This window comes from Ruegeria sp. AU67 (assembly GCF_900312795.1).
In the GTDB taxonomy this organism is placed as follows: Bacteria; Pseudomonadota; Alphaproteobacteria; order Rhodobacterales; family Rhodobacteraceae; genus Ruegeria; species Ruegeria atlantica.
Genome location: NZ_OMPH01000017.1, coordinates 88,539 through 108,653, shown reverse-complemented (window position 1 = coordinate 108,653; position 20,115 = coordinate 88,539). Strand labels below are relative to the sequence as shown.

Sequence of the window (20,115 nt, the reverse complement as noted above, 5' to 3'; positions counted from 1 at the left end):
AGAGTAGGGTGTCGGGGCGCGGGTCATCACACAGGCCCTGACACGTCGTTCAGATTAGAAGATCGACTTGAACTGTTCGATGTTCGAGCTGTCGTAGGTGAACGGATCAGCCATGGCTGCCGAGCCGGTGTCATCCAGCGTCACCGAACCCATGCGGCCCATCGAGACTTCGGCACCGGCACCGGTTTCAGCACCGTTGGCGATTGCATGCGCCAGCATGGTGGCCGAGTAGCCAAGGTCAATCGGGTTCCAGATCGCGAAGCTCTTGGTTGCACCGCTATCAACACAGCCTGCCATCTCGGACGGGAGGCCCAGACCGGTCACGTTGACCTCACCGATCTTGCCCGCGTCGGTCACCGCCTGGCAGGACGCCAGGATGCCAACGGTCGTTGGCGCGACGATCGCCTTCAGGTTAGGGTAGGATGCCATGAGGCCCTGTGCTTCGCGGTAGGATTTGTCGCTGAGGTCGTCGCCATAGACGGTGGCCACCAGATCGACGCCGTCATAGTTCGGAAGAACCTCTTTCGCGGCCTCGATCCAGGCGTTCTGGTTGGTTGCTGTGGCCGACGCCGACAGGATCGCAACTTCACCACCATCCGGCATGTGATCCGCGGCAAGCTTGATGATCGTGTTGCCGATCAGCGGGGTCGAGGATGGGTTCAGGTGCATCTGGCGCCCGCCTTCAGCCACACCCGAGTCCCAGGAAATCACGGTGATCCCGCGGTCCATCGCGCGTTTCAGCGCCGGCACAAGTGCATCGGGGTCGTTTGCCGAAATCGCGATGGCGTCGACACCTTGCGCGATCAGGGAGTTGATGACCTCTATCTGACCTTCCGCAGTGGTGTCGGTCGGGCCGGTGTAGATGATCTCGACATTGCCAAGCTCTCCGGCAGCCTCTTCAGCGCCTTCGGCGGCCGCTTCAAAGAAGCCGATACCAAGCGCTTTTACGACCAGAGCGATGCGCATGTTGTCCTGCGCCATCGCCGTGGTGCCAAACATACCGGCGGCAAGGCTCATCCCTGCGACAAGTGATGTGAAAGTACGACGCTTCATGATAGTTCCTCCCAGAAAGTCGTGTTTGGGTCTCGGGTTTCGGAGGCGGTCAAGAGGCCACCTCGTTTTCTTGAACGCTGCCCGACTGGGCAACGATCAGATTCACATCGGCAGCCTCAAGCATGGCCGCCGCCTTGTCAGGAATTCCTTCGTCGGTGATCACGGTCGTAATTCGCTCCAACTGGCAAAGCACCAGGCTGGAGCGCTGCGCGAATTTCGAACTGTCGACCAGAACGACAAGCTCATCCGCCTGTCCGATCAGTTTCTGTTCTGCCTGGATCAGAAGAGGATCGGCCTCCATCAGGCCGATGGGGCCCAGCCCCTGCGCGCCCATGAACATGCGCTTTGCATAGAAGTTACGGGTCACGTCGTTGTCAAAGGGCGACAAGATTATGTTCTGTTCCCGGTAGATCGCGCCGCCTGACAACATGATCGTGTTCTTCGAATGCTTCAGCAGGTGCTCGGCAATCGGGAACGAATTGGTAAAGACCTGCATCCTGCGGCTGGCCAGCGGATGCACCATCTGAAAGGTCGTTGTGCCCCCGTTGATGATGATGCTGTCACCTTCGCTACACATCTCAACCGCCGCGCGGGCAATCGCCTGCTTCTCTGCGATATTCATGGTTTCGTTGACGACAAACGGACGGCCGGCCAGCCCGGCGAACTGCGGTGGCGTTATGGCCTCAGCGCCGCCTCTGACACGGCGTACCTTCTGTTTCATGTGAAGTGTTGAAATGTCGCGTCGGATGGTGGCTTCGGACACACCGGTCAAGGTGCACAGGTCCCCAACCGTCACGACGGGGCGATCCTGCACCGCTGAAATGATGATCCTATGGCGTTCTTTTTCGTGCAAAGCCACCTCCAATTCACTCCACGCTGCGCAGATTCGTCGCAGCTGTCAATCATATTCGATCACTTTCAATCATTATTCACCTAACAATGATTGTTTATGATTGTTTTTGATTGACATAACGATGCACACTACTAAGCCTAAACGCGATGGTGCAGTACCGACCACTGCATCCGTGAGGAGGGCAGAACGTTGAAATCCATCGAAAATCAGCTTCTTGAGAACCGCTGGGATGATGCTGTGGCAGGTGGTATGTCCGAATCGGAACTGCTTCTCTATCGCTCCAACACGCTGGGATCAGATAAGCGCGTCACAAACTATGGCGGTGGCAATACCTCTGCGAAGGTCATGGAAACCGACCCACTGTCCGGCAAAGAGGTCGAGGTGCTCTGGGTCAAGGGTTCCGGCGGTGACATCGGATCCATGAAATTTGACGGCTTCTCCACGCTATACATGGACAAGCTGCACGCGCTGAAGGGGCTTTATCGCGGGGTCGAGTTTGAAGATGAAATGGCCGGCTATCTGCCCCACTGCACCTTCAAACTGAACCCGCGCGCGGCCTCAATTGACACGCCCTTGCACGCCTATGTGCCGCGCAAACATGTCGATCACGTCCACGCCGACGCGATTATTGCGATCGCAGCGTCGAAGAATTCGAAGGAGCTGACCCAGGAAATTTTCGGTGACCGGATCGGTTGGCTGCCGTGGAAACGGCCGGGGTATGAACTGGGCTTGTGGCTTGAAAAGTTCTGCCTGGAAAACCCGGATGCCGATGGCGTTGTCCTTGAAAGTCACGGATTGTTCACGTGGGCTGACACAGCGAAAGACTGCTATTACGGCACCATCGACGTGATCAACGTCGCGACCAAGTGGTTGGCCGAAAAGACCGCCGATGTTCCGGCCTTTGGCGGAGCGGACCACGAGAGCCTCGCTCAAGAAGGTAGGCGGGCCATTGCCGCCCGGCTGATGCCCGCGATCCGTGGCTTTGTCAGTGGCAACCAGCACATGGTCGGGCATTTCAACGACAGCGACTCGGTGCTTGAGTTCGTGAATTCTAAGGACATGGAGGCGCTGGCGGCCCTTGGCACGTCCTGCCCCGACCATTTCCTGCGCACTAAGATCCGCCCTTTGGTCGTCGGCTTCGACCCGGCCCAGAACAACATCGACGCAGTGCTTGAAGGCCTGCTCGCGCAAGTCGCGGCCTATCGTGAGGACTACACGGCCTACTACAACCGTTGCAAACACGATAATTCGCCTGCACTTAGGGACCCCAACGCGGTTGTCTACCTGATCCCCGGGGTCGGCATGATCACCTTTGCCAAGGACAAGGGCACGGCCCGCATTTCCGGCGAATTCTACGTCAACGCGATCAATGTTATGCGCGGGGCAAGTGCCGTCAGCGAATACTGCGGCCTGCCAGAGCAGGAAGCTTTTGACATTGAATACTGGCTGTTGGAAGAAGCCAAGTTGCAGCGCATGCCGAAACCAAAATCGCTGGCTGGTCGCGTCGCGCTGGTCACCGGCGGCGCCGGTGGCATAGGGTCGGCAACGGCAGAACGTTACCTGTCCGAGGGCGCCTGTGTCATGCTGGCCGACATCAATCCCGACAGCCTCACCGCGACGGAAGGGGTCTTGACCCAGCAGTTCGGCAAGGACATCGTGTGCACCGTCCTGATGGACGTCACGGATGAAAATTCCGTGGCCCACGCTTTGGCTGAAACATCCGTCGAATTTGGCGGCATCGACATCCTTGTCTCGAACGCCGGGATCGCATCCTCTGCCCCGGTTGAGGAAACGTCCCTCGACCTTTGGAACAAGAACATGGACATCTTGTCCACGGGGTATTTCCTCGTCAGCCGGGAAACTTTCAAGATCATGAGGGTGCAGGACATGGGAGGATCTATCGTTTTCGTGGCCTCGAAAAACGGGCTTGCCGCCTCGCCCAATGCCTCGGCCTATTGCACGGCGAAGGCCTCGGAAATCCACTTGGCCCGTTGCCTTGCGCTGGAAGGTGCTGAGGCCGGGATCAGGGTCAACGTTGTGAACCCGGATGCGGTGTTGCGGGGTTCCAAGATCTGGGAAGGCGATTGGCTGGACCAGCGGGCTTCGACCTACGGCACGGACAAGGAGGGGTTGGAAGAGATGTACCGCAACCGATCCATGCTGAAACGCTCAGTCCTGCCGGAAGATATCGCCGAGGCCTGTTATTTCTTCGCCGCCGAGACGTCGGCCAAATCCACGGGTAACATTCTGAACGTTGATGCGGGCAACGTTCAGGCCTTCACGCGATAGGGAGACGGTCCATGAGCTATGAGAGCGCCAAAGCGCAATTCGCTGACTGGGGCGTCGACACTGATGCTGCGATCGAGGCTCTGAGGGACATCCCGATTTCCGTTCACTGTTGGCAAGGCGATGACGTGGTCGGGTTCGAAAACCGGACCGGCACGTCGGGCGGGGGCATTCAGGCAACCGGAAACCATCCGGGCCGGGCCCGCAACCCCGACGAACTGCGGGCGGATCTTGAGTTTGCCTACGCAAAAATCCCCGGGTCACATCGGTTGAACCTGCACGCGATGTACATGGACACAGACGATACCCCGGACCGGGATGAGATCGAGTACCGCCATTTCGCGGCATGGGTCGACTGGGCCAAGGGCATCGGCATCGGGCTGGATTTCAACCCGACCTTCTTTGCCCATAAAAAGGCCGACGACAACCTGACGTTGGCGCACCCCGACAAGGGCATCAGAGACTTTTGGATCGAACATGGGAAACGCACGCGGGACATCGCGGCGCAGATGGGAGCCGCGCTTGGTTCACCCTGCATCAACAACATTTGGGTTCCGGATGGGTTCAAGGACCTTCCTATCGACCGTATGGCGGCAAGGGCCCGGCTTGAGGCCTCGCTCGACACCATGCTGGCCGAGGCGAAATCGGATATGCTGGATGCGGTCGAATCCAAGCTTTTCGGCATCGGGGTCGAGGCCTGCACGGTGGGCAGCCATGAGTTCTACATGGGCTATGCGATCCGCAACAAGACACTGCTGTGCCTCGACATGGGGCACTTCCACCCGACCGAGAATATCGCCGACAAACTGAGCGCCGTGGCCCTGTCTCTGGATGAGCTTCTGCTGCACGTGTCGCGCCCTATGCGTTGGGACAGCGACCATGTGATCATGCTGAACGATGACATCCTGGCGATGGCGCATGAACTGGTCAGCTGCGACCTGTTGGGCAAGACCCATATCGGGCTTGATTTCTTCGACGCCACGATCAGTCGCACGGCCGCTTGGGTGATCGGCACGCGCAACATGCAAAAGGCGCTTCTGCAGGCGCTTCTGAAGCCCTGGGATCGCTTGCGAGCAGCGGAGGACGCGCTGGATTTCACAAGCCGGTTTGTTGTGACAGAGGAACTGAAGGACCTACCCTACGGAGCGGTGTGGTCTGAATTTTGCGCCAGAAACGGCGCGCCTACAGGTACTGAGCTGATCACTGAGCTTGACGCTTATCAGGCCACTGTAGCGGGTCGCTGAGGTACGGCCCAATTTTGTGGAAAGTCTCCTTCTGGACAATCTACGTTGGAAAGAACGCCAAGATTGCATTCGAAAGAAAGCGGTCGTTGTGCCGGTGACCATTGAGCGGCCGTATTGTCCGCATTGCCCACCTTTTAGGTTTACGCAGCGAAGGTCTGCTTTCGACACAATCCTTCCCTGACCTTCTGAGGTAACAACTACCAACAGAGCGAAGAAGGGCACGGTTTGATCCGCGCCCTTTTTCTGTTCGTTGTGCTTGCCTTTAGCCGCTTACCCCTTGGGTTCCGGATCTGGTCTCGCCTTCACCGTCGGCTTGCTCTTCTTCGTTTCCCGCAGTGATTCAACCTCTTGGTTGATGCCTGCGGGACGAAGCGGATGACGTTGCATCTTTTTGGCTGCGCCGATTTTGGCAACGGCTTCAAAGAGCGCAAAGACTTTGCGCCTGAAGGCTTCGTCTTCAGTCGCGGCTTCAAGGAATGCAGGCAGCGTATCCGCAAAGGCCTTCATGATTTTTGCTGCTTCCTCGGCTTGCGTTTTGCCGATGTCTGCAATGATCCCGAGCGCGCGCAATTGCGCCGAGGAGAGATTTGTCGTTAGGTTCATTAGAAGTCCCTCTTGTTTACCGTGATAATTTAGGAACACTTGCTCCCTTTGAATGCCGGTTGGGGCTTAGCGCCGCCTCCGACACTCATCAGGTATGTTCATTGGTCTTTAGCGAGAAAAAAGTTTGAGGGGAGTTTGACGCCCTCAAACCTCGGGATTCTTGTTTTGCCCTGGTTGGTGCCATTTATTGATCGCGCGCTTGAGTGTCGTGATGCGCCCCACCAATGACCGGCGCACCTTGATTATCTCTTTCTTTGCGCGGTCCGGAAGGGAGGCCGACGCTGCGACAATTGCGTCGTCCGCCGCTTTGATCTCCTCAAAATGCGTCTGCACCTCAGCTCGTGCTTCTTGCCTTGCCTCCTCGCGGGCTTTTTTGCGCAATGCAACAAATGCTCTTCCAAACAAGCGCGCGGCGATAGATTTCCAATCAGGCTGCGTCATCTCCCCCAGCGTTTTGGGGTCGCCCTCCGCGACGGCCTTTGCGGTCTGTATCACGGTCGCCGCTTGTTTCTCGCGATTACCTACGTGGGCTTCACGGTCTGCCAATCGCCGCTCTTTCTCTTCCCGCCATTTGCGCGGGCCGACATGTTCCACATACTCCGGAAGGCTCGCGAGTCCATCGTTCTCATTGGCGCTTGATGTCTGATCTTTGCGATGCCTGGTTCAATTCCGCGTTACCCGGATGCGCAGCTGACGCACTTGCTGGCCGCTGGATCAAGGTTCAGACGACCCGCCGAATCTCTTCACCGCAATCCTCGCAATACCCGAATTCTCCATCTTTTATTCGGGTCAGGGCCACTGACAACCGGCGTGTTTCGATATCACGATTTGCTTGCTGAGCTTTGGCCATGGCCTGATTTTGCAGGGCGTCAATCCGGCTGAGCCGCCCGACGGCCTGTTGGTCCAATTCAACAACTGCCTGTGCCTCGGTGCCAAGCGCAGAATGCGCGGCCAATTCGTCCAATCGCGCGCGGATACAGGCTTCGAAATCCTCTAACTGGGTTTCATTCATTTTCGTTGCCCTGCAGATCACGGGTTTGCGTTTGGTGATTTTACAACTAAATGGCACTCTAGGCGCAGCAAAGGATGAAAAGCCATGTTCGAAACGCGCAGTCATGTGACCACCGTAGACCCTGTTTGGGATCGCATCACGACCGAAGCTCAGACGGCCGTCGAAATCGAGCCTTTGATGGGCGGGCTGGTGCATGCCTGTATTTTGCATCACCGCAGCCTGGAGCGGGCACTGTCCTACCGGATTGCGGCCAAGCTGTGCTCGAACGAAATGTCGATGATGGTGCTGCGTGAGATCGTGGACGAAGCCTATGCCAACGACGCCTCGCTGATCGAGGCCGCGCGCGCGGATCTGATGGCTGTCTATGAACGCGATCCGGCTTGCCACCGTCTGTTGCAGCCAATCCTGTACTTCAAAGGGTATCAGGCCATGCAAGCATATCGCGTGGGGCACTGGTTGTGGCGCAAAGGGCGGCATGATCTGGCATATTTCTTCCAGATGCGCTCGTCTGAGATTTTCGGGATCGATATTCACCCTGCGGCAAAGATCGGCAAGGGGATCATGATCGACCACGCGCATTCCATCGTGATCGGTGAAACGGCCGTTGTCGGGGACAACGTTTCGATGTTGCATTCGGTGACTCTTGGCGGGACCGGAAAAGAAGAAGAAAAACGGCACCCCACAATTGGCGACGGTGTCCTGATCGGCGCGGGTGCCAAGGTTCTGGGGAATATCTTAGTCGGCCATTGCAGTCGCATCGCTGCGGGTTCCGTGGTGCTGCAGGAAGTTCCTGCTTGCAAAACCGTGGCCGGGATTCCGGCGAAGATCGTCGGAGAGGCCGGGTGTGATCAGCCGTCGATCTCGATGGACCACATGCTGGGCAAAGACCAGTAACTTAAGTCAATTCAAGCGGTCGTTCTTTTTGATCGACCGCTTGAGCCGCTGTTCTTCACGCCGCTTTTTGCGTTCTTCTTTCCTTTTCGCGCGTTCAGCTTCACGTTTAGCCGTTTCGGCTGGATCAGAACTGAAGGTGGAATGTTCGCCCGGATAGGTATTGGGCTTCGCCGACGCAACCGTCGGCAAACCAAACACAAGGGCTGCAACCAGCAAAAAGTTTACCGAATAGGTAGAAGTCATAGGGCACCTGTGTCCGTTATTTTCCTTCAGACAAGGTAGTTGAGGGTAGGTACCGGCGCAACACGCGCGGTGATCACAAGCGCTCACATGACAGTTGTGATCTGGTTGGGCCGCGACGGTCTGGTATCGGCGCGACCCTAATTTTTCCTTAGGCCAGCATGACCATCGGGTTTTCCAGTTTGTCCACAATGGCTTGCAGCAACTGGGCACCAAGCGCACCGTCAATGACACGGTGATCGACGGACATTGTGACCGACATAACAGTAGCTACTGTCAGTTCACCGTCATCGCCGACAACCGGTTTTCTCAGCCCGGTTCCCACTGCCAAGATGCCCGCGTGCGGCGGGTTCACGATGGCATCGAAATTGTCGATGCCGAACATGCCAAGGTTCGAGACCGCGAAGGTGCCGCCCTGATATTCATGCGGGGCCAGCTTGCGCTCACGCGCGCGACCGGCGAGGTCCTTCATCTCAGCCGACAATGCGGACAGCGACTTGGTGTCGGCGTCCTGCAGAACCGGTGTGAACAGACCGCCTTCGATCGCGACCGCGACCGCCACGTCCGAGGGTTTCAATTGCAGAACCCGGTCACCGGCCCAGACAGCGTTGCAGGCGGGAACCTGTTGCAGCGCGTTGGCGACAGCCTTGATGATGAAGTCGTTGACGCTCAACTTTACGCCACGGCCCTCCAGCTGCTTGTTCAGCTGGCTGCGGAACTTGAGCAACGCGTCCAGCTTGATATCGCGGCGCAGGTAGAAATGCGGGATCGTCTGCTTGGCCTCGGACAGGCGGGCAGCGATGGTCTTGCGCATCCCGTCAAGCTTGATCTCTTCGTAGTCGCGACCTTCGTACATCCGGGCAACAGCATCCGCGGACGGACCGGACGGAGCTGCGGCGGCTGCCGGTGCAGCAGCGGCGGGTGCGGATGCGGCAGCCGGAGCCGGGGCAGTTGCAGTTGCGCCTTCGACATCTGCTTTCACGATCCGCCCATGTGGGCCAGAACCAGCGATCTGCGCCAGATCCAGACCTTTCTGGGCCGCGATACGGCGGGCCAGCGGAGATGCGAAGATCCGACCGCCATCCGCCTTGGCCGGAGCAGCCGGAGCAGGGGCGGGCGCCTCGGGTGCCGCTGGCGCGGCAGCCTCGTTGCTCGCGGCAGCAGCAGGAGCAGCGGCAGGGGCTGCGGCAATGTCATCCGCGCTTTCGCCATCTTCCAGCAGCACCGCAATGGCAGTGTTGACTTTGACCCCTTCGGTGCCCTCAGGGATCAGGATCTTTCCTAACACGCCTTCGTCAACGGCCTCGAATTCCATCGTGGCCTTGTCGGTTTCAATCTCGGCCAGCAGGTCGCCGGACGAGACGGTATCGCCTTCCTTGACCAGCCATTTGGCCAGCGTGCCTTCCTCCATGGTCGGTGACAGGGCGGGCATCAGAATTTCTGTAGGCATCTGTCTGTCGCTCCTTATCGGTAGGTCACTTGTTTGACGGCGGCGATCACTTCTTCGGTTGTGATCAGGGCCAGTTTTTCCAGGTTCGCGGCGTAAGGCATCGGGACATCCTTGCCGGTGCAGTTAATGACCGGCGCATCCAGATAGTCGAAGGCCTCTTGCATCACCACGGATGAGATGTAGCCGCCGACCGAGCCTTGTGGCCAGCCTTCTTCGACGGTCACCAGACGGTTGGTCTTCATCACCGAGTTGATAATCGCGCCTGTGTCCATTGGCCGGATAGTGCGCAGGTCGATCACCTCGGCACTGATACCGTCCTCGGCCAGCTTGTCGGCGGCCTCAAGCGCATATTGCATGCCGATGCCAAAGCTGACGATGGTCACGTCCGTGCCTTCGCGCCAGATACGCGCCTTGCCCAGCGGGACGGTCAGATCGTCCACCTGCGGCATGTCGAAAGAACGACCGTAAAGGATTTCGTTTTCCAAGAACACAACCGGGTTCGGATCGCGGATCGCCGACTTCAACAGACCTTTTGCATCGGCTGCTGAATAGGGCATCACCACTTTCAGGCCCGGTATTTGCATATACCACGCGGCGTAATCCTGGCTGTGCTGCGCACCGACGCGAGCAGCGGCACCGTTGGGACCACGGAACACGATAGGACAACCCATCTGACCACCGGACATATAGAGCGTCTTGGCAGCCGAGTTGATGATCTGGTCAATCGCCTGCATGGCGAAGTTGAAGGTCATGAACTCGACAATCGGTTTCAGTCCGGCCATGGCGGATCCGACGGCGATGCCGGCAAACCCGTGTTCGGTAATCGGGGTGTCGATCACGCGTTTGCTGCCGAACTCGTCCAGCATGCCCTGGCTGATTTTGTAAGCGCCCTGATACTCGGCGACTTCTTCGCCCATGAGGTAGACGTCCTCGTCACCACGCATTTCTTCGGCCATCGCATCGCGCAAAGCTTCACGCACGGTCTGCTGTTCCATCGGCGCATCTGCTGGCCAGTCCGGGGAAAGATCCACCTTAGGCGCGGCAGGTGCAGTTGCAGCAGGGGCAGCGGTCTCTGCTGCCGCAGGGGCCGCCTCGGCCACCGCCGCAGGTGCAGCTGCGGGAATGGCGGAGGCGTCTTCGCCTTCTTCAACCAGCACCGCGATAGGAGTGTTCACTTTTACCCCTTCGGTGCCTTCGGCGATCAGGATCTTGCCGACGATGCCTTCATCGACGGCTTCGAACTCCATTGTCGCCTTGTCGGTTTCGATCTCGGCCATGATGTCGCCGCTGGATACGGTGTCGCCTTCCTTGATCAGCCACTTGGCCAATGTGCCCTCTTCCATTGTGGGCGAAAGGGCGGGCATGAGAATTTCGGTTGCCATGTCTTAGTCGTCCTCTCAGGCGTAAATGTCGGTCCAGAGCTCTTCGACGGAAGGCTCGGGGCTTTCTTTCGAGAATTCGGCGGCTTGATTGACGATCTCTTTGATCTCTTTGTCGATCGCCTTCAAATCATCCTCGGTCGCGTGTTTACCGGTCAGCAGCAGCTCGCGCACATGTTCGATCGGGTCGCTTTGCTCACGAACCTTCTGAACCTCTTCGCGGGTGCGGTACTTGGCCGGGTCGGACATCGAGTGGCCGCGGTAGCGGTAGGTCTTGATCTCGAGGATATAGGGGCCTTTACCTGCACGGCAGTGCGCGACAGCCTTTTCCCCTGCGGCTTTGACTGCAAGTACATCCATGCCATTGACGATCTCACCGGGGATACCGAACGCTTCGCCGCGGTGGTAGATATCCTTGGTCGAGGTCGAGCGCGCCTGCGCCGTACCCATGGCGTATTGGTTGTTCTCGATCACGAACACTACGGGCAGGTCCCAAAGGGCGGCCATGTTGAAGGTCTCATAGACCTGACCCTGGTTCGCTGCACCGTCACCGAAATAGGTAAAGGTCACACGACCGTTGCCTTTGTATTTGTCGGCAAATGCCAGACCCGCACCCAGCGGAACCTGTGCGCCAACGATGCCGTGGCCGCCATAGAAATGCTTCTCTTTCGAGAACATGTGCATCGAGCCGCCCTTGCCTTTGGACAGACCACCAATGCGACCGGTCAGCTCGGCCATCACGCCACCCGGATCCATCCCACAGGCCAGCATATGGCCGTGGTCGCGGTAAGAGGTAATACGCTTGTCACCTTCTTCGGTCGCAGCCTCAAGGCCGACAACAACGGCCTCTTGGCCGATATAGAGGTGGCAGAAACCGCCAATCAGACCCATGCCATAAAGCTGACCGGCCTTTTCCTCGAATCGGCGGATCAGCAGCATTTCACGGTAATATTCGGTAAGTTCTTCCGCAGAAACATTTGGTTTCTTTGTGGTTTTTCGCGCAGCCATTGTGGCGATCTCCCCCTCTCGGCAAGATAGTTTAGCGTTAAACTATCTCATAAAGCATTTGTTGCTTTCTGGCGAGGGGAAATGTGACGCAGCGTCCCGCAAGGCAGAATTCAGCGCGTGATCATGCGGTTACCCCGTGGGGTGGCATCGACAGCTAGGGATCAGCGGATGACGATCTCATCCGAGCGGATCATGCCCAGCACGGACCGCGCCTGCTGATCCAGAAGATCCAGATCCAGGTAATTGTCCGACAGGCGGCGCGTCAGGTTTTCCATTTCCGTGATTTCGGCGTCAAGTTTGGCCAGGTCGCGCGACAGGGCGTCCCGTTCCGCTGCAATCTCGACCCGTCGGAACAGGCCATAGTCGCCCTGCACGGCGGCGAAGGTGAAATAAACACCCAGCGTGAAAGCCACCATGAAGAATACAACTGAGCCCAAACCGGGCCGATGGGAACGGGACACTCTGTTTACCGCCGTATGAAGTCTGCCTCAAAAACGTGCCCTTTTCGGACATCTGTCTGCACTATGTCACAGGTGATTCGGCTTGTGAATCCCTCGATTCGCAATTTTTCATGATCAGCAGAAAAAACATGTTCGCCCGATGAATTTGGCTGGGGTGAAAAGTGGCTATCGCCAGGCCTCAAGCGCTTGATTGCGCTGCAGGGTTTGTTCTTCCATGCAGGCCCAATAAAACATAGGGGCCGCGCTACCGTCGCTTTCCAGCTCGGGGTCACAGGTCGCGTCACGACGTTTCAGCCAGGCGCGTTGCTCGGTCAGCAGGGCTTGGCCATCACCACGCGTGTCCGATAAGGGTTTGATCTCTGACCAAAGGCTGTTCAGATCCTGATCTGCCACTTCCCATTTCTCTTTGGCGCAAAAATTGAGATCGAGCTGTGTGTGCCCGTTGCAGTGGGATTGCGCATATGTCGTGACGGGCAGCAGGGTGGTGGCAAGGACGGCAACAGCTTTCATGGTGCATCTCCCGGTTTGACGAAGAGAGTACCATGAATGCCGATTGCCAGACAGATAGGGGTTACTGATCCAGTGCCGCAACACCGGGCAGCGTTTTGCCTTCCATCCATTCCAGGAAGGCACCCCCTGCAGTCGAGATGTATGAAAAGTCCTTGGCAGCACCGGACGCATTCAGCGCAGCGACCGTGTCACCGCCGCCTGCGACCGACACAAGCTGTCCGGACCGTGTCAGCTCAGCCGCTTTCAGGGCCGCCGCGTTGGTGGCGGCATCGAATGGTTCAATCTCGAATGCACCCAGCGGGCCGTTCCAGATAAGCGTTTGGCTCTTGTCGAAAATCGCAGTGATTTCCGCAACGGTTTCCGGACCAGCGTCAAGGATCATGCTGTCTTCGGGGCATTGATTAGCTGGCAGGATCTGACTGGGGGCGTGGGCCTCGAACTTTTCGGCAACCACGACGTCGCGAGGCAGGACAATCTGGCAGCCGGTTGTTTCAGCCTTGGCCAAGATCTCGGCGGCAGTGTCCTTCATCGCGGTTTCTGCCAGTGACTTGCCGACGTTTACGCCTTGCGCGACGAGGAACGTGTTCGCCATGCCACCGCCAATAATCAGGTAATCCACCTTTTCGATCAGGTTGCCCAACAGGTCCAGCTTGGTCGAAACCTTGGCACCGCCGACAACCGCAGTGACCGGGCGTTTAGGCGCGCCTAACGCGGCTTCCAACGCGCTCAGCTCTTGCTGCATCAGGCGGCCCGCGCAGGCGGGCAGAAGACGGGCCAGCGCCTCGGTCGAGCTGTGCGCGCGGTGCGCGGCCGAGAAGGCATCGTTGCAGTACACATCGCCCATCTTTGCCATGCCAGCAGCCAGTTCAGGGCTGTTCTTGGTTTCCGCAGCGTGAAAGCGCGTGTTTTCCAGCAAGAGCACCTCGCCAGCACCTAGGTTTGCCGCAGCGGTTTCCGCCTCGATCCCCACGCAGTCATCGCCGAACCGAACCTTGGTGCCAAAGGCCGTCTCCAGCGTCGGAACAAGCTGCTTCAGCGACAGGTTCTGGCGACGCTCTCCTCCCGGGCGTCCGAAATGCGCCAGCAGGATGGGCTTGCCGCCAGCGGCCAAGATGTCCTTAACGGTCGGCACGATGCGCTCAATACGGGTGGCGTCGGTCACGACCCCGTCGACCACCGGCACGTTGATATCCACGCGCACCAGCACGCGTTTGCCGTTCAGGTCCATGTCGTCCAGTGTTTTCCAGCCCATCGCGCAATCCTCGACAAATGTGAAAGTGACTTAGGCGGTTCTTTTCCTGCATTTTGCCCTCAGGTCAATGCGTCACTTGGCATTCGCGCGCCCTGCGCATAGGTATTTGCGCAAGATAAAACGACAGGAGGGCCTCATGGCCGAGATCAAGGATCCCGAAAACACAATCATCGTCGAACTCAAAGGCGGCAATGTCGTCATTGAGCTGCTGCCTGACGTGGCACCGCAGCACAGCGCCCGCATGAAGGAACTGGCGCGCAATGGCGAATATGACAACGTGGCCTTTCACCGTGTGATCGACGGGTTCATGGCGCAAACCGGCGACGTGCAACATGGCGACATGGAAGACGGGTTCAACCTGCGCATGGCGGGCACCGGCGGATCGTCTCTGCCCAACGTTCCGGCCGAGTTCTCGAAGCTGCCCCATGATCGTGGCACTTTGGGTGCGGCCCGCTCACAGAACCCGGATTCGGCGAACTCGCAGTTCTTCATCAACTTCGGCGACAACCATTTCCTGAACGGCCAGTACACTGTTTATGGCCGTGTCATCGACGGAATGGAGCATGTGGACGCCATCGTACGAGGCGAGCCACCAGCGAGCCCTGATCGGATGATCAGTGTCAAGGTGGCGGCTGATGTATAAGCTGGCTGCCGCTTTTGCCTTGTTGGCCAGCCCTGCGCTGGCCACGGGTCTTGAGGTCGAGATCGAAGGTGAGGGGGCCAATGGCACTGTCACCATCGACCTGTTCGATGATATTGCTCCGAAACATGTTGAGCAGATCGCTGCTCTGGCCAATGAAGGCAAGTACGATGGCGTGGTATTTCACCGCGTGATTGACGGCTTCATGGCGCAGACCGGCGACGTGGAACATGGCCGTTTGGGTGGCGACATGCGCCGCGCCGGCACAGGCGGTTCCGACCGTGCAGACCTTCCGGCCGAGTTTTCTGATTTCGAATTCGACCGGGGCGTGGTTGGCATGGCGCGGGCGCAAGACCCCAACAGCGCCAACTCACAGTTCTTTATCATGTTCGAACCGGGCCCCTTCCTGAACGGCCAGTACACGGTTGTTGGTCAGGTGACCGACGGCATGGACGTGGTTGACGCGATCAAACGCGGTGAGGGCCAGAACGGTGCCATTATCGGCCAGCCGGACGTGATGAAAAAAGTCACCGTCACCGAATAATCCTTGAACCCGGCGCTGGCACCAGCGCCGGGTTTTTCGTCATTGGTCGATGAAGCCTCTGATCGCTTGCGTGTATGCATCCGGGTCTTGAAACGACGCAAAGTGACTAACGTCTTTCAAAATCAGAAGATCAGAATCAGGGATCGTCTCGGCAATCGCTTGCGAGTGTTCGGTAAGGATGGCCTCGTCATGTTCGCTCTGCACGACCAGAGTGGGCACGGTCACCGATTGCAGCCCCTCAAGCCCGCCGGGCTTTTCCGTGGCCCACATGGCCGCGACACCGCCCAGGAACGCTTCGAACCCGTCCGGGGTGGGGGACATGGCGGCATAGTCCCCGGCCATCATTCCGACGTAAGAACCGAAGACTTCGTTGGTTTCTACTGAAGGATCGATCCCATCCAGCGTGACATTGCCCGCATGGGCGAAATGGCTGGCAAGACGGTCAGGCGCAGTGGTCGAAATCGTGTAGCCAATGTTGGCACCATCCGACCATCCAACCAGATGCACTTGTTCGACATTCAGATGATCCAGCAGCGCCAGATAGTCCTGCGCCAGCAATTCATAGCTGTAGGTGCTGCCGTCATTGGTTGACCGGCCATGCCCTCGGGTATCTGCCACAATCACGCTGTGGTCGCTGGCCAGATCAGCCACTTGTGCTGCCCAGATATCGCCATGCGCAAGACCGCCATGGATCAACAGGACGGGTGTGCCCTCTGCCGATCCATAGGTGGCGCAATACATGTCGATGCCATTAACGCTGGCGGTACTACTGGACGCGGCCTCGGGCATGGCCGGTGTTTCGGGGATTGTCAGCCAGGCAGCCTGTGCCAGTCCCGCTGTCGCGGTCAACGTTATCGCAGTGACCATCAGTGTTCGAAGCATGTCTACCTCCCTGGTTTCGCGTCGTCTCGTCAGGGATGATAGCTAAGGAAGAGGAAAGCGGGGGAAATAATCCCCCGCTTGGCCTTTAGTCGTCTGTTGTCATCGCCTTCCAGATCAATGCGCCGATTGCGCCACCGATCAGGGGTGCGACCCAGAATAGCCAGAGCTGCCCAAGGGCAGGCGCGTCCGCGAACAAAGCAACCCCTGTGGACCGGGCCGGGTTGACGGATGTGTTGGTCACCGGGATCGAGATCAGGTGGATCAATGTCAATCCAAGTCCGATGGCGATGGGGCCGAACCCGGCAGGAGCGCCGCTGGAAGTGGCCCCCAGGATGATGATGATGAAGAACGCGGTCATGACGATCTCGATCACCAAAGCGGACATCAGTGAATAGCCCTGGGGTGATGCCTCACCATATCCGTTCGAGGCAAACCCACCCACGCCTTCAAAGCCGGGCGCGCCGCTGACGATCAGATACAAGACAGCAGCCGCAGCAATTGCGCCAACGACCTGAGCGATCCAATAGGGGATAAGGTCCTTCGCCGGAAACCGCCCCCCGATCATCAGCCCAAGGCTGACTGCTGGGTTGAAATGGCCGCCCGAGATATGCCCAACGGCATAAGCCATTGTCAGAACGGTGAGGCCGAAGGCAAAGGCAACGCCCAGCCAGCCGATGCCCACATCGGCGACCCCGGCGGCCAGAACGGCGCTGCCGCAACCGCCCAGAACCAACCAGAACGTACCGAAGAACTCGGCCATGAGTTTTGATGACATGAAAAATCCTCCTGAAAACACTAATTTAAGACTAATTCGAAAATGATGTTTTGTGAAATGTTTGGATAAGGGGAAATTTCTCTGGCAGTGGTCAGGAGTGAGGCGGTGGGAGCCTAAACACGCCTAACCCCAGGTAACCGGGTCCAGTCGGAACAGTTTGGCAAGTTGGTCATAGACCTCCGGTGCTTCGGATTTGAGGTCGCGGGGTTTTTCAAAGAATACCTCGACGGAAACGGCAAAGAATTCTTCATGCCCGGTCGCGCCGTACGCATCGATGACGGTGCGCCGCCCGCTTTCGACGGCGCGGACAAGGGTGTCATAGGCAGTCAGAAAGACACGCTCCCACTCGGCAAAGCTTTGCCCGTCGCTCAGGATCGGAACGCCGTTGGTACCACCGGACAGATCGTCTATCTGGTGGGCAAACTCATGCAATACGACATTCTGCCCGTCATGGTCGTTCAGCGCGCCCAGCTTGCTGTGGGTCCATGACAAAATGACAGGCCCACGGTCCCAGCTTTCCCCGGTGCGCACGATTTCTTTCTCGCTGACGACGTATCCTTCCTGTCGGCGCTGCCGAGACTTAAAAGCGTTCGGGTAGATCAGGATTGTTGTCAGGTTTTCATACCAAAGATCGCTGTTCACAATGAGCAAACAGGCCTGCGCGGCGATGGCCAGTTCCATCTCCTCGGTTACGTCCAGCCCGTCGCAACCAAAGAAACGAACCTGATCCAGAAACAGATTCACCTTGCCGTCCAGTTTGACACGCAGGTCAAGGGGCAGGCGGCGGATCAGAGGCACTTGCTGTTCGATGAGGATGCGTTGGTGGTCTGTCAGGGGCGTGGACAAAAGCTGTTGGCGCGCCCGGGACTTGGACCAGTAGCGATACAGTACGAAACCGGCGATAAGCGCCAAGGCGGTGAAAAAGAACAACATAAAGGTCACTATAAGGAGGCGCCGGGCGGTTGGAACCGGAAAACTCAATCGTCCCCGTCAAATGAAAAACGCCGCAGGTTTCCCCGCGGCGTTTGAAACTTTGGACAGTGGTCAGCGTTACTGCTTGACCTCGGCTGCCGGGTTCGCGCCCGCCTTGCCGCTGCGGCCCGGGTTCAGGGGGTCGTCCTGACGCTGAACCGATCCTTCGAAATGCGCACCGCTTTCGATCGCGATGGTCTTGTGGATGATGTCGCCTTCGACACGTGCGGACGAGGTCAGGCGAACTTTCAAGCCACGGACACGGCCCACGATGCGGCCGTTGATCACGACGTCATCGGCAGTGACTTCGCCTTTGATGGTGGCGGTCTCACCGATTGTCAGCAGATGCGCACGGATGTCGCCTTCGACAGTGCCTTCGACCTGGATATCGCCCGAGGTCTTCAGGTTGCCCGTGATGTGCAGGTCCGAAGACAGAACCGATGCCGGTGGCTTGGGCTTGGGCGCGGTGCTGGCCTTGTTTTCTGCCGGTGCAGGGGCCGCCGGTGTCGCCGGTGCAGCGGGTTTTGCCGCCTCGGGTGCAGTGGACGAGGGCTCGTTGATTTTGCTCTTAGAAAACATTTCTCGCAGCCTTGATGTAAGTCATTGGGTTAACAGGTTTTCCGTTCACGCGAACTTCATAGTGCAGGTGCGTGCCGGTCGACCGTCCGGTGCTACCCATATCAGCAATATGATCCCCGCGCGAGACCCTTTGACCAACCTTCACGCGTATCTTCGTGTTATGGGCATAAATTGTCTCAATTCCGAACGCGTGCTTGATTTTTACCAGCCGTCCAAACCCGGACTGCCAGCCGGCATGGGTGACCACACCGTCGGCGGTGGCAAAAATGTCGGTGCCATGGGCACCGGCGAAATCGGCGCCGTTATGCATGCGGCGACCACCTGTCTTGGGGTCGCGGCGCGTCCCGTAACCGCTCGTGAATCGCACGACGGAATTGACGGGGCTTGCAAACGGCGCTTTCTCTGCTGCAATTCGATACAGGTTCAACTGATCCATCTGTTGCAACAGAGTATTTGCGCGGATCTCGTCGGGGGTCAGTTCCTCACCGCGCGTGCTAAAAGAAATAGGGGTTAGGGGGCCGCCCATGCCGCTATAGCCGCGGCGAACTTCTTCGATGATGCGGTCGGTGGGCATGCCGGCCTGACGGAACATCTTGTCCAGTGGTTCGACCGAGATCACCATCGCCTCTTCCAACTGGCGGAAGATCTCGTCGCTGCGTTCCTGCATCAACCGGATTTCCAACTCAAGATCGTCACGCTGTTCCAGCGCGTCCTTCGCATTGGCGGCAATCTGGTCGCGTTCCTCAGCGGTGCGGGACAGCGCCTCGGTCATAAAGTTCATCTGCTCGGGGTTGGCAACGGCGGCCATGTAAATGTCGCCTTCGCCCGCTTCCTGCTCAAGCTTGACCAGCTCTGTCCGAGCTTCTTCGCGCTGTTTCATGGTGGCGCGCAGTGTAGTCTGGATAACTTCGATCCCGGTCTCAAGCTCGCGGCGGCGGTTTTCTGATGCCAACAATTCTGACTGCATGGCCGAAATCTGCTCTAGCGCGGCGTTGAACCGGTCCTGAGCTGCCAGAGCCTCTTGCGCGCGCATGTCCCGTTCTGCGGACATGATATTCAGACGTTCCTGATAGGTCGCCTGATCGCGTTTTGCCTGTTCCCGAAAGTTGCCCGACCCGATGCTGTCCATCAGAAGGATCGCGGTCGCAACGGCTGTCCATCCCACGAACAGTGCAACGCCAGCGACGGCGACAACTTGCGTTTCCGAGCTTAGCCGAATGAATCGCGTATCATTGTCTGATTTCAGAAAGACACGGCGTTCGGGAAAATGCCGCTCGAACAATGAATGTAATTTGATTGCCAGACGTGTTCTCACGCGTCTTACCTCTCCATCCCCATGATCGGGAGCGGTCGTGAGTGATAGCCGTCCCTTGGGCGAAGTGCATAAAGCGGCATTTTGTTTTGGGCAAGTTTGTTAACTTACCGACCCTGCGTTACTGGTCTTTGCCGCCGATTCTAGGCGAGAAATTGCCGATACC

General features: G+C 58.1%; 22 protein-coding genes. 5 read left to right on the top strand and 17 right to left on the bottom strand.

Features of this window, described 5'->3' with window-relative positions; all coding sequences use genetic code 11:
* Positions 1 to 54: 54 nt before the first annotated feature.
* Both rhaS and DK510_RS06460 read right to left on the bottom strand, forming a co-directional pair.
* Complete coding sequence (gene rhaS, locus DK510_RS06465) at positions 55 to 1,053, bottom strand: rhamnose ABC transporter substrate-binding protein (protein WP_200833219.1); 999 nt, start codon at positions 1,051 to 1,053, stop codon at positions 55 to 57.
* Between the two features lie 49 nt (positions 1,054 to 1,102).
* On the bottom strand, positions 1,103 to 1,906 hold the full coding sequence (locus DK510_RS06460; RefSeq protein ID WP_109311471.1) for a DeoR/GlpR family DNA-binding transcription regulator: 804 nt from the start codon (positions 1,904 to 1,906) through the stop codon (positions 1,103 to 1,105).
* Positions 1,907 to 2,155: 249 nt separating this feature from the next.
* Here DK510_RS06460 and DK510_RS06455 point away from each other — a divergent pair, with 249 nt between their 5' ends.
* Positions 2,156 to 4,195, top strand: a complete 2,040-nt coding sequence (locus tag DK510_RS06455) for a bifunctional rhamnulose-1-phosphate aldolase/short-chain dehydrogenase (RefSeq protein ID WP_234998963.1) — start codon at positions 2,156 to 2,158, stop codon at positions 4,193 to 4,195.
* A gap of 11 nt (positions 4,196 to 4,206) precedes the next feature.
* On the top strand, positions 4,207 to 5,436 hold the full coding sequence (locus DK510_RS06450) for an L-rhamnose isomerase (RefSeq protein WP_109311402.1): 1,230 nt from the start codon (positions 4,207 to 4,209) through the stop codon (positions 5,434 to 5,436).
* Between the two features lie 270 nt (positions 5,437 to 5,706).
* Here the strand turns inward: DK510_RS06450 and DK510_RS06445 are convergent, their stop codons facing one another.
* The 3 genes from DK510_RS06445 to DK510_RS06435 all read right to left on the bottom strand — a co-directional run bounded on the left by DK510_RS06445 (position 5,707) and on the right by DK510_RS06435 (position 7,051).
* On the bottom strand, positions 5,707 to 6,078 hold the full coding sequence (locus tag DK510_RS06445; protein WP_160116472.1) for a hypothetical protein: 372 nt from the start codon (positions 6,076 to 6,078) through the stop codon (positions 5,707 to 5,709).
* 105 nt (positions 6,079 to 6,183) lie between these two features.
* Positions 6,184 to 6,585 (bottom strand): hypothetical protein, encoded by a 402-nt coding sequence (locus tag DK510_RS06440; RefSeq protein WP_160116471.1) that lies wholly within the window; start codon positions 6,583 to 6,585, stop codon positions 6,184 to 6,186.
* Positions 6,586 to 6,760: 175 nt separating this feature from the next.
* A complete protein-coding gene (locus DK510_RS06435; protein ID WP_370246211.1) occupies positions 6,761 to 7,051 on the bottom strand; it encodes a TraR/DksA family transcriptional regulator in 291 nt (96 codons plus the stop codon).
* An 84-nt stretch (positions 7,052 to 7,135) separates the two neighbouring features.
* Here DK510_RS06435 and cysE point away from each other — a divergent pair, with 84 nt between their 5' ends.
* Positions 7,136 to 7,945: a serine O-acetyltransferase gene (gene cysE, locus DK510_RS06430; RefSeq protein ID WP_108860363.1), complete on the top strand. Its 810-nt coding sequence runs from the start codon at positions 7,136 to 7,138 to the stop codon at positions 7,943 to 7,945.
* Positions 7,946 to 7,951: 6 nt separating this feature from the next.
* Here the strand turns inward: cysE and DK510_RS06425 are convergent, their stop codons facing one another.
* The 7 genes from DK510_RS06425 to pgk all read right to left on the bottom strand — a co-directional run bounded on the left by DK510_RS06425 (position 7,952) and on the right by pgk (position 14,245).
* Positions 7,952 to 8,161, bottom strand: coding sequence for a hypothetical protein (locus DK510_RS06425; RefSeq protein ID WP_160116470.1), 210 nt, complete (start codon positions 8,159 to 8,161; stop codon positions 7,952 to 7,954).
* 175 nt (positions 8,162 to 8,336) lie between these two features.
* The gene (locus DK510_RS06420) at positions 8,337 to 9,635 is read right to left on the bottom strand and encodes a pyruvate dehydrogenase complex dihydrolipoamide acetyltransferase (RefSeq protein ID WP_109311398.1); all 1,299 of its coding nucleotides are present in this window, start codon (positions 9,633 to 9,635) and stop codon (positions 8,337 to 8,339) included.
* Positions 9,636 to 9,649: 14 nt separating this feature from the next.
* The gene (locus tag DK510_RS06415; RefSeq protein WP_109311397.1) at positions 9,650 to 11,017 is read right to left on the bottom strand and encodes a pyruvate dehydrogenase complex E1 component subunit beta; all 1,368 of its coding nucleotides are present in this window, start codon (positions 11,015 to 11,017) and stop codon (positions 9,650 to 9,652) included.
* Between the two features lie 15 nt (positions 11,018 to 11,032).
* Positions 11,033 to 12,022, bottom strand: coding sequence for a pyruvate dehydrogenase (acetyl-transferring) E1 component subunit alpha (gene pdhA / locus DK510_RS06410; protein WP_058273998.1), 990 nt, complete (start codon positions 12,020 to 12,022; stop codon positions 11,033 to 11,035).
* A gap of 161 nt (positions 12,023 to 12,183) precedes the next feature.
* Positions 12,184 to 12,483 (bottom strand): septum formation initiator family protein, encoded by a 300-nt coding sequence (locus tag DK510_RS06405; protein WP_199913500.1) that lies wholly within the window; start codon positions 12,481 to 12,483, stop codon positions 12,184 to 12,186.
* Between the two features lie 165 nt (positions 12,484 to 12,648).
* Entirely contained in the window at positions 12,649 to 12,993 is a 345-nt protein-coding gene (locus DK510_RS06400; RefSeq protein WP_058277516.1) for a lysozyme inhibitor LprI family protein, read from the bottom strand.
* Positions 12,994 to 13,054: 61 nt separating this feature from the next.
* A complete protein-coding gene (gene pgk / locus DK510_RS06395) occupies positions 13,055 to 14,245 on the bottom strand; it encodes a phosphoglycerate kinase (RefSeq protein WP_109311396.1) in 1,191 nt (396 codons plus the stop codon).
* Between the two features lie 136 nt (positions 14,246 to 14,381).
* Here pgk and DK510_RS06390 point away from each other — a divergent pair, with 136 nt between their 5' ends.
* Positions 14,382 to 14,888: a peptidylprolyl isomerase gene (locus DK510_RS06390; RefSeq protein ID WP_108860369.1), complete on the top strand. Its 507-nt coding sequence runs from the start codon at positions 14,382 to 14,384 to the stop codon at positions 14,886 to 14,888.
* Positions 14,881 to 15,429 carry a peptidylprolyl isomerase gene (locus DK510_RS06385; RefSeq protein WP_109311395.1) on the top strand — a complete coding sequence of 183 codons (549 nt, stop codon included), beginning with the start codon at positions 14,881 to 14,883 and terminating at the stop codon, positions 15,427 to 15,429. The genes DK510_RS06390 and DK510_RS06385 overlap by 8 nt, the downstream gene beginning before the upstream one ends.
* 39 nt (positions 15,430 to 15,468) lie before the next feature.
* On the opposite strand, the gene DK510_RS06380 is transcribed toward DK510_RS06385, so the two are convergent.
* The 5 genes from DK510_RS06380 to DK510_RS06360 form a co-directional block, all read right to left on the bottom strand.
* Positions 15,469 to 16,311 (bottom strand): alpha/beta fold hydrolase, encoded by an 843-nt coding sequence (locus tag DK510_RS06380; protein ID WP_109311394.1) that lies wholly within the window; start codon positions 16,309 to 16,311, stop codon positions 15,469 to 15,471.
* Positions 16,312 to 16,396: 85 nt separating this feature from the next.
* A complete protein-coding gene (gene aqpZ / locus DK510_RS06375; RefSeq protein ID WP_109311393.1) occupies positions 16,397 to 17,086 on the bottom strand; it encodes an aquaporin Z in 690 nt (229 codons plus the stop codon).
* Between the two features lie 123 nt (positions 17,087 to 17,209).
* Entirely contained in the window at positions 17,210 to 18,019 is an 810-nt protein-coding gene (locus tag DK510_RS06370) for a zinc-dependent peptidase (protein WP_109311392.1), read from the bottom strand.
* Between the two features lie 117 nt (positions 18,020 to 18,136).
* Positions 18,137 to 18,637 carry a polymer-forming cytoskeletal protein gene (locus DK510_RS06365; protein WP_058273990.1) on the bottom strand — a complete coding sequence of 167 codons (501 nt, stop codon included), beginning with the start codon at positions 18,635 to 18,637 and terminating at the stop codon, positions 18,137 to 18,139.
* A complete protein-coding gene (locus tag DK510_RS06360; protein WP_109311391.1) occupies positions 18,627 to 19,952 on the bottom strand; it encodes a M23 family metallopeptidase in 1,326 nt (441 codons plus the stop codon). The genes DK510_RS06365 and DK510_RS06360 overlap by 11 nt, the downstream gene beginning before the upstream one ends.
* Between the last annotated feature and the right edge of the window lie 163 nt (positions 19,953 to 20,115).

Bases quoted from the DNA above. Each gene is read 5' to 3' on its own strand.
- rhaS (WP_200833219.1), bottom strand. From the start codon at position 1,053: ATGAAGCGTCGTACTTTCACATCACTTGTCGCAGGGATGAGCCTTGCC.
- DK510_RS06455 (WP_234998963.1), top strand. From the start codon at position 2,156: ATGTCCGAATCGGAACTGCTTCTCTATCGCTCCAACACGCTGGGATCA.
- DK510_RS06450 (WP_109311402.1), top strand. From the start codon at position 4,207: ATGAGCTATGAGAGCGCCAAAGCGCAATTCGCTGACTGGGGCGTCGAC.
- DK510_RS06435 (WP_370246211.1), bottom strand. From the start codon at position 7,051: ATGAATGAAACCCAGTTAGAGGATTTCGAAGCCTGTATCCGCGCGCGA.
- cysE (WP_108860363.1), top strand. From the start codon at position 7,136: ATGTTCGAAACGCGCAGTCATGTGACCACCGTAGACCCTGTTTGGGAT.
- DK510_RS06420 (WP_109311398.1), bottom strand. From the start codon at position 9,635: ATGCCTACAGAAATTCTGATGCCCGCCCTGTCACCGACCATGGAGGAA.
- DK510_RS06415 (WP_109311397.1), bottom strand. From the start codon at position 11,017: ATGGCAACCGAAATTCTCATGCCCGCCCTTTCGCCCACAATGGAAGAG.
- pdhA (WP_058273998.1), bottom strand. From the start codon at position 12,022: ATGGCTGCGCGAAAAACCACAAAGAAACCAAATGTTTCTGCGGAAGAA.
- DK510_RS06400 (WP_058277516.1), bottom strand. From the start codon at position 12,993: ATGAAAGCTGTTGCCGTCCTTGCCACCACCCTGCTGCCCGTCACGACA.
- pgk (WP_109311396.1), bottom strand. From the start codon at position 14,245: ATGGGCTGGAAAACACTGGACGACATGGACCTGAACGGCAAACGCGTG.
- DK510_RS06390 (WP_108860369.1), top strand. From the start codon at position 14,382: ATGGCCGAGATCAAGGATCCCGAAAACACAATCATCGTCGAACTCAAA.
- DK510_RS06385 (WP_109311395.1), top strand. From the start codon at position 14,881: ATGTATAAGCTGGCTGCCGCTTTTGCCTTGTTGGCCAGCCCTGCGCTG.
- DK510_RS06380 (WP_109311394.1), bottom strand. From the start codon at position 16,311: ATGCTTCGAACACTGATGGTCACTGCGATAACGTTGACCGCGACAGCG.
- aqpZ (WP_109311393.1), bottom strand. From the start codon at position 17,086: ATGTCATCAAAACTCATGGCCGAGTTCTTCGGTACGTTCTGGTTGGTT.
- DK510_RS06370 (WP_109311392.1), bottom strand. From the start codon at position 18,019: ATGTTGTTCTTTTTCACCGCCTTGGCGCTTATCGCCGGTTTCGTACTG.
- DK510_RS06365 (WP_058273990.1), bottom strand. From the start codon at position 18,637: ATGTTTTCTAAGAGCAAAATCAACGAGCCCTCGTCCACTGCACCCGAG.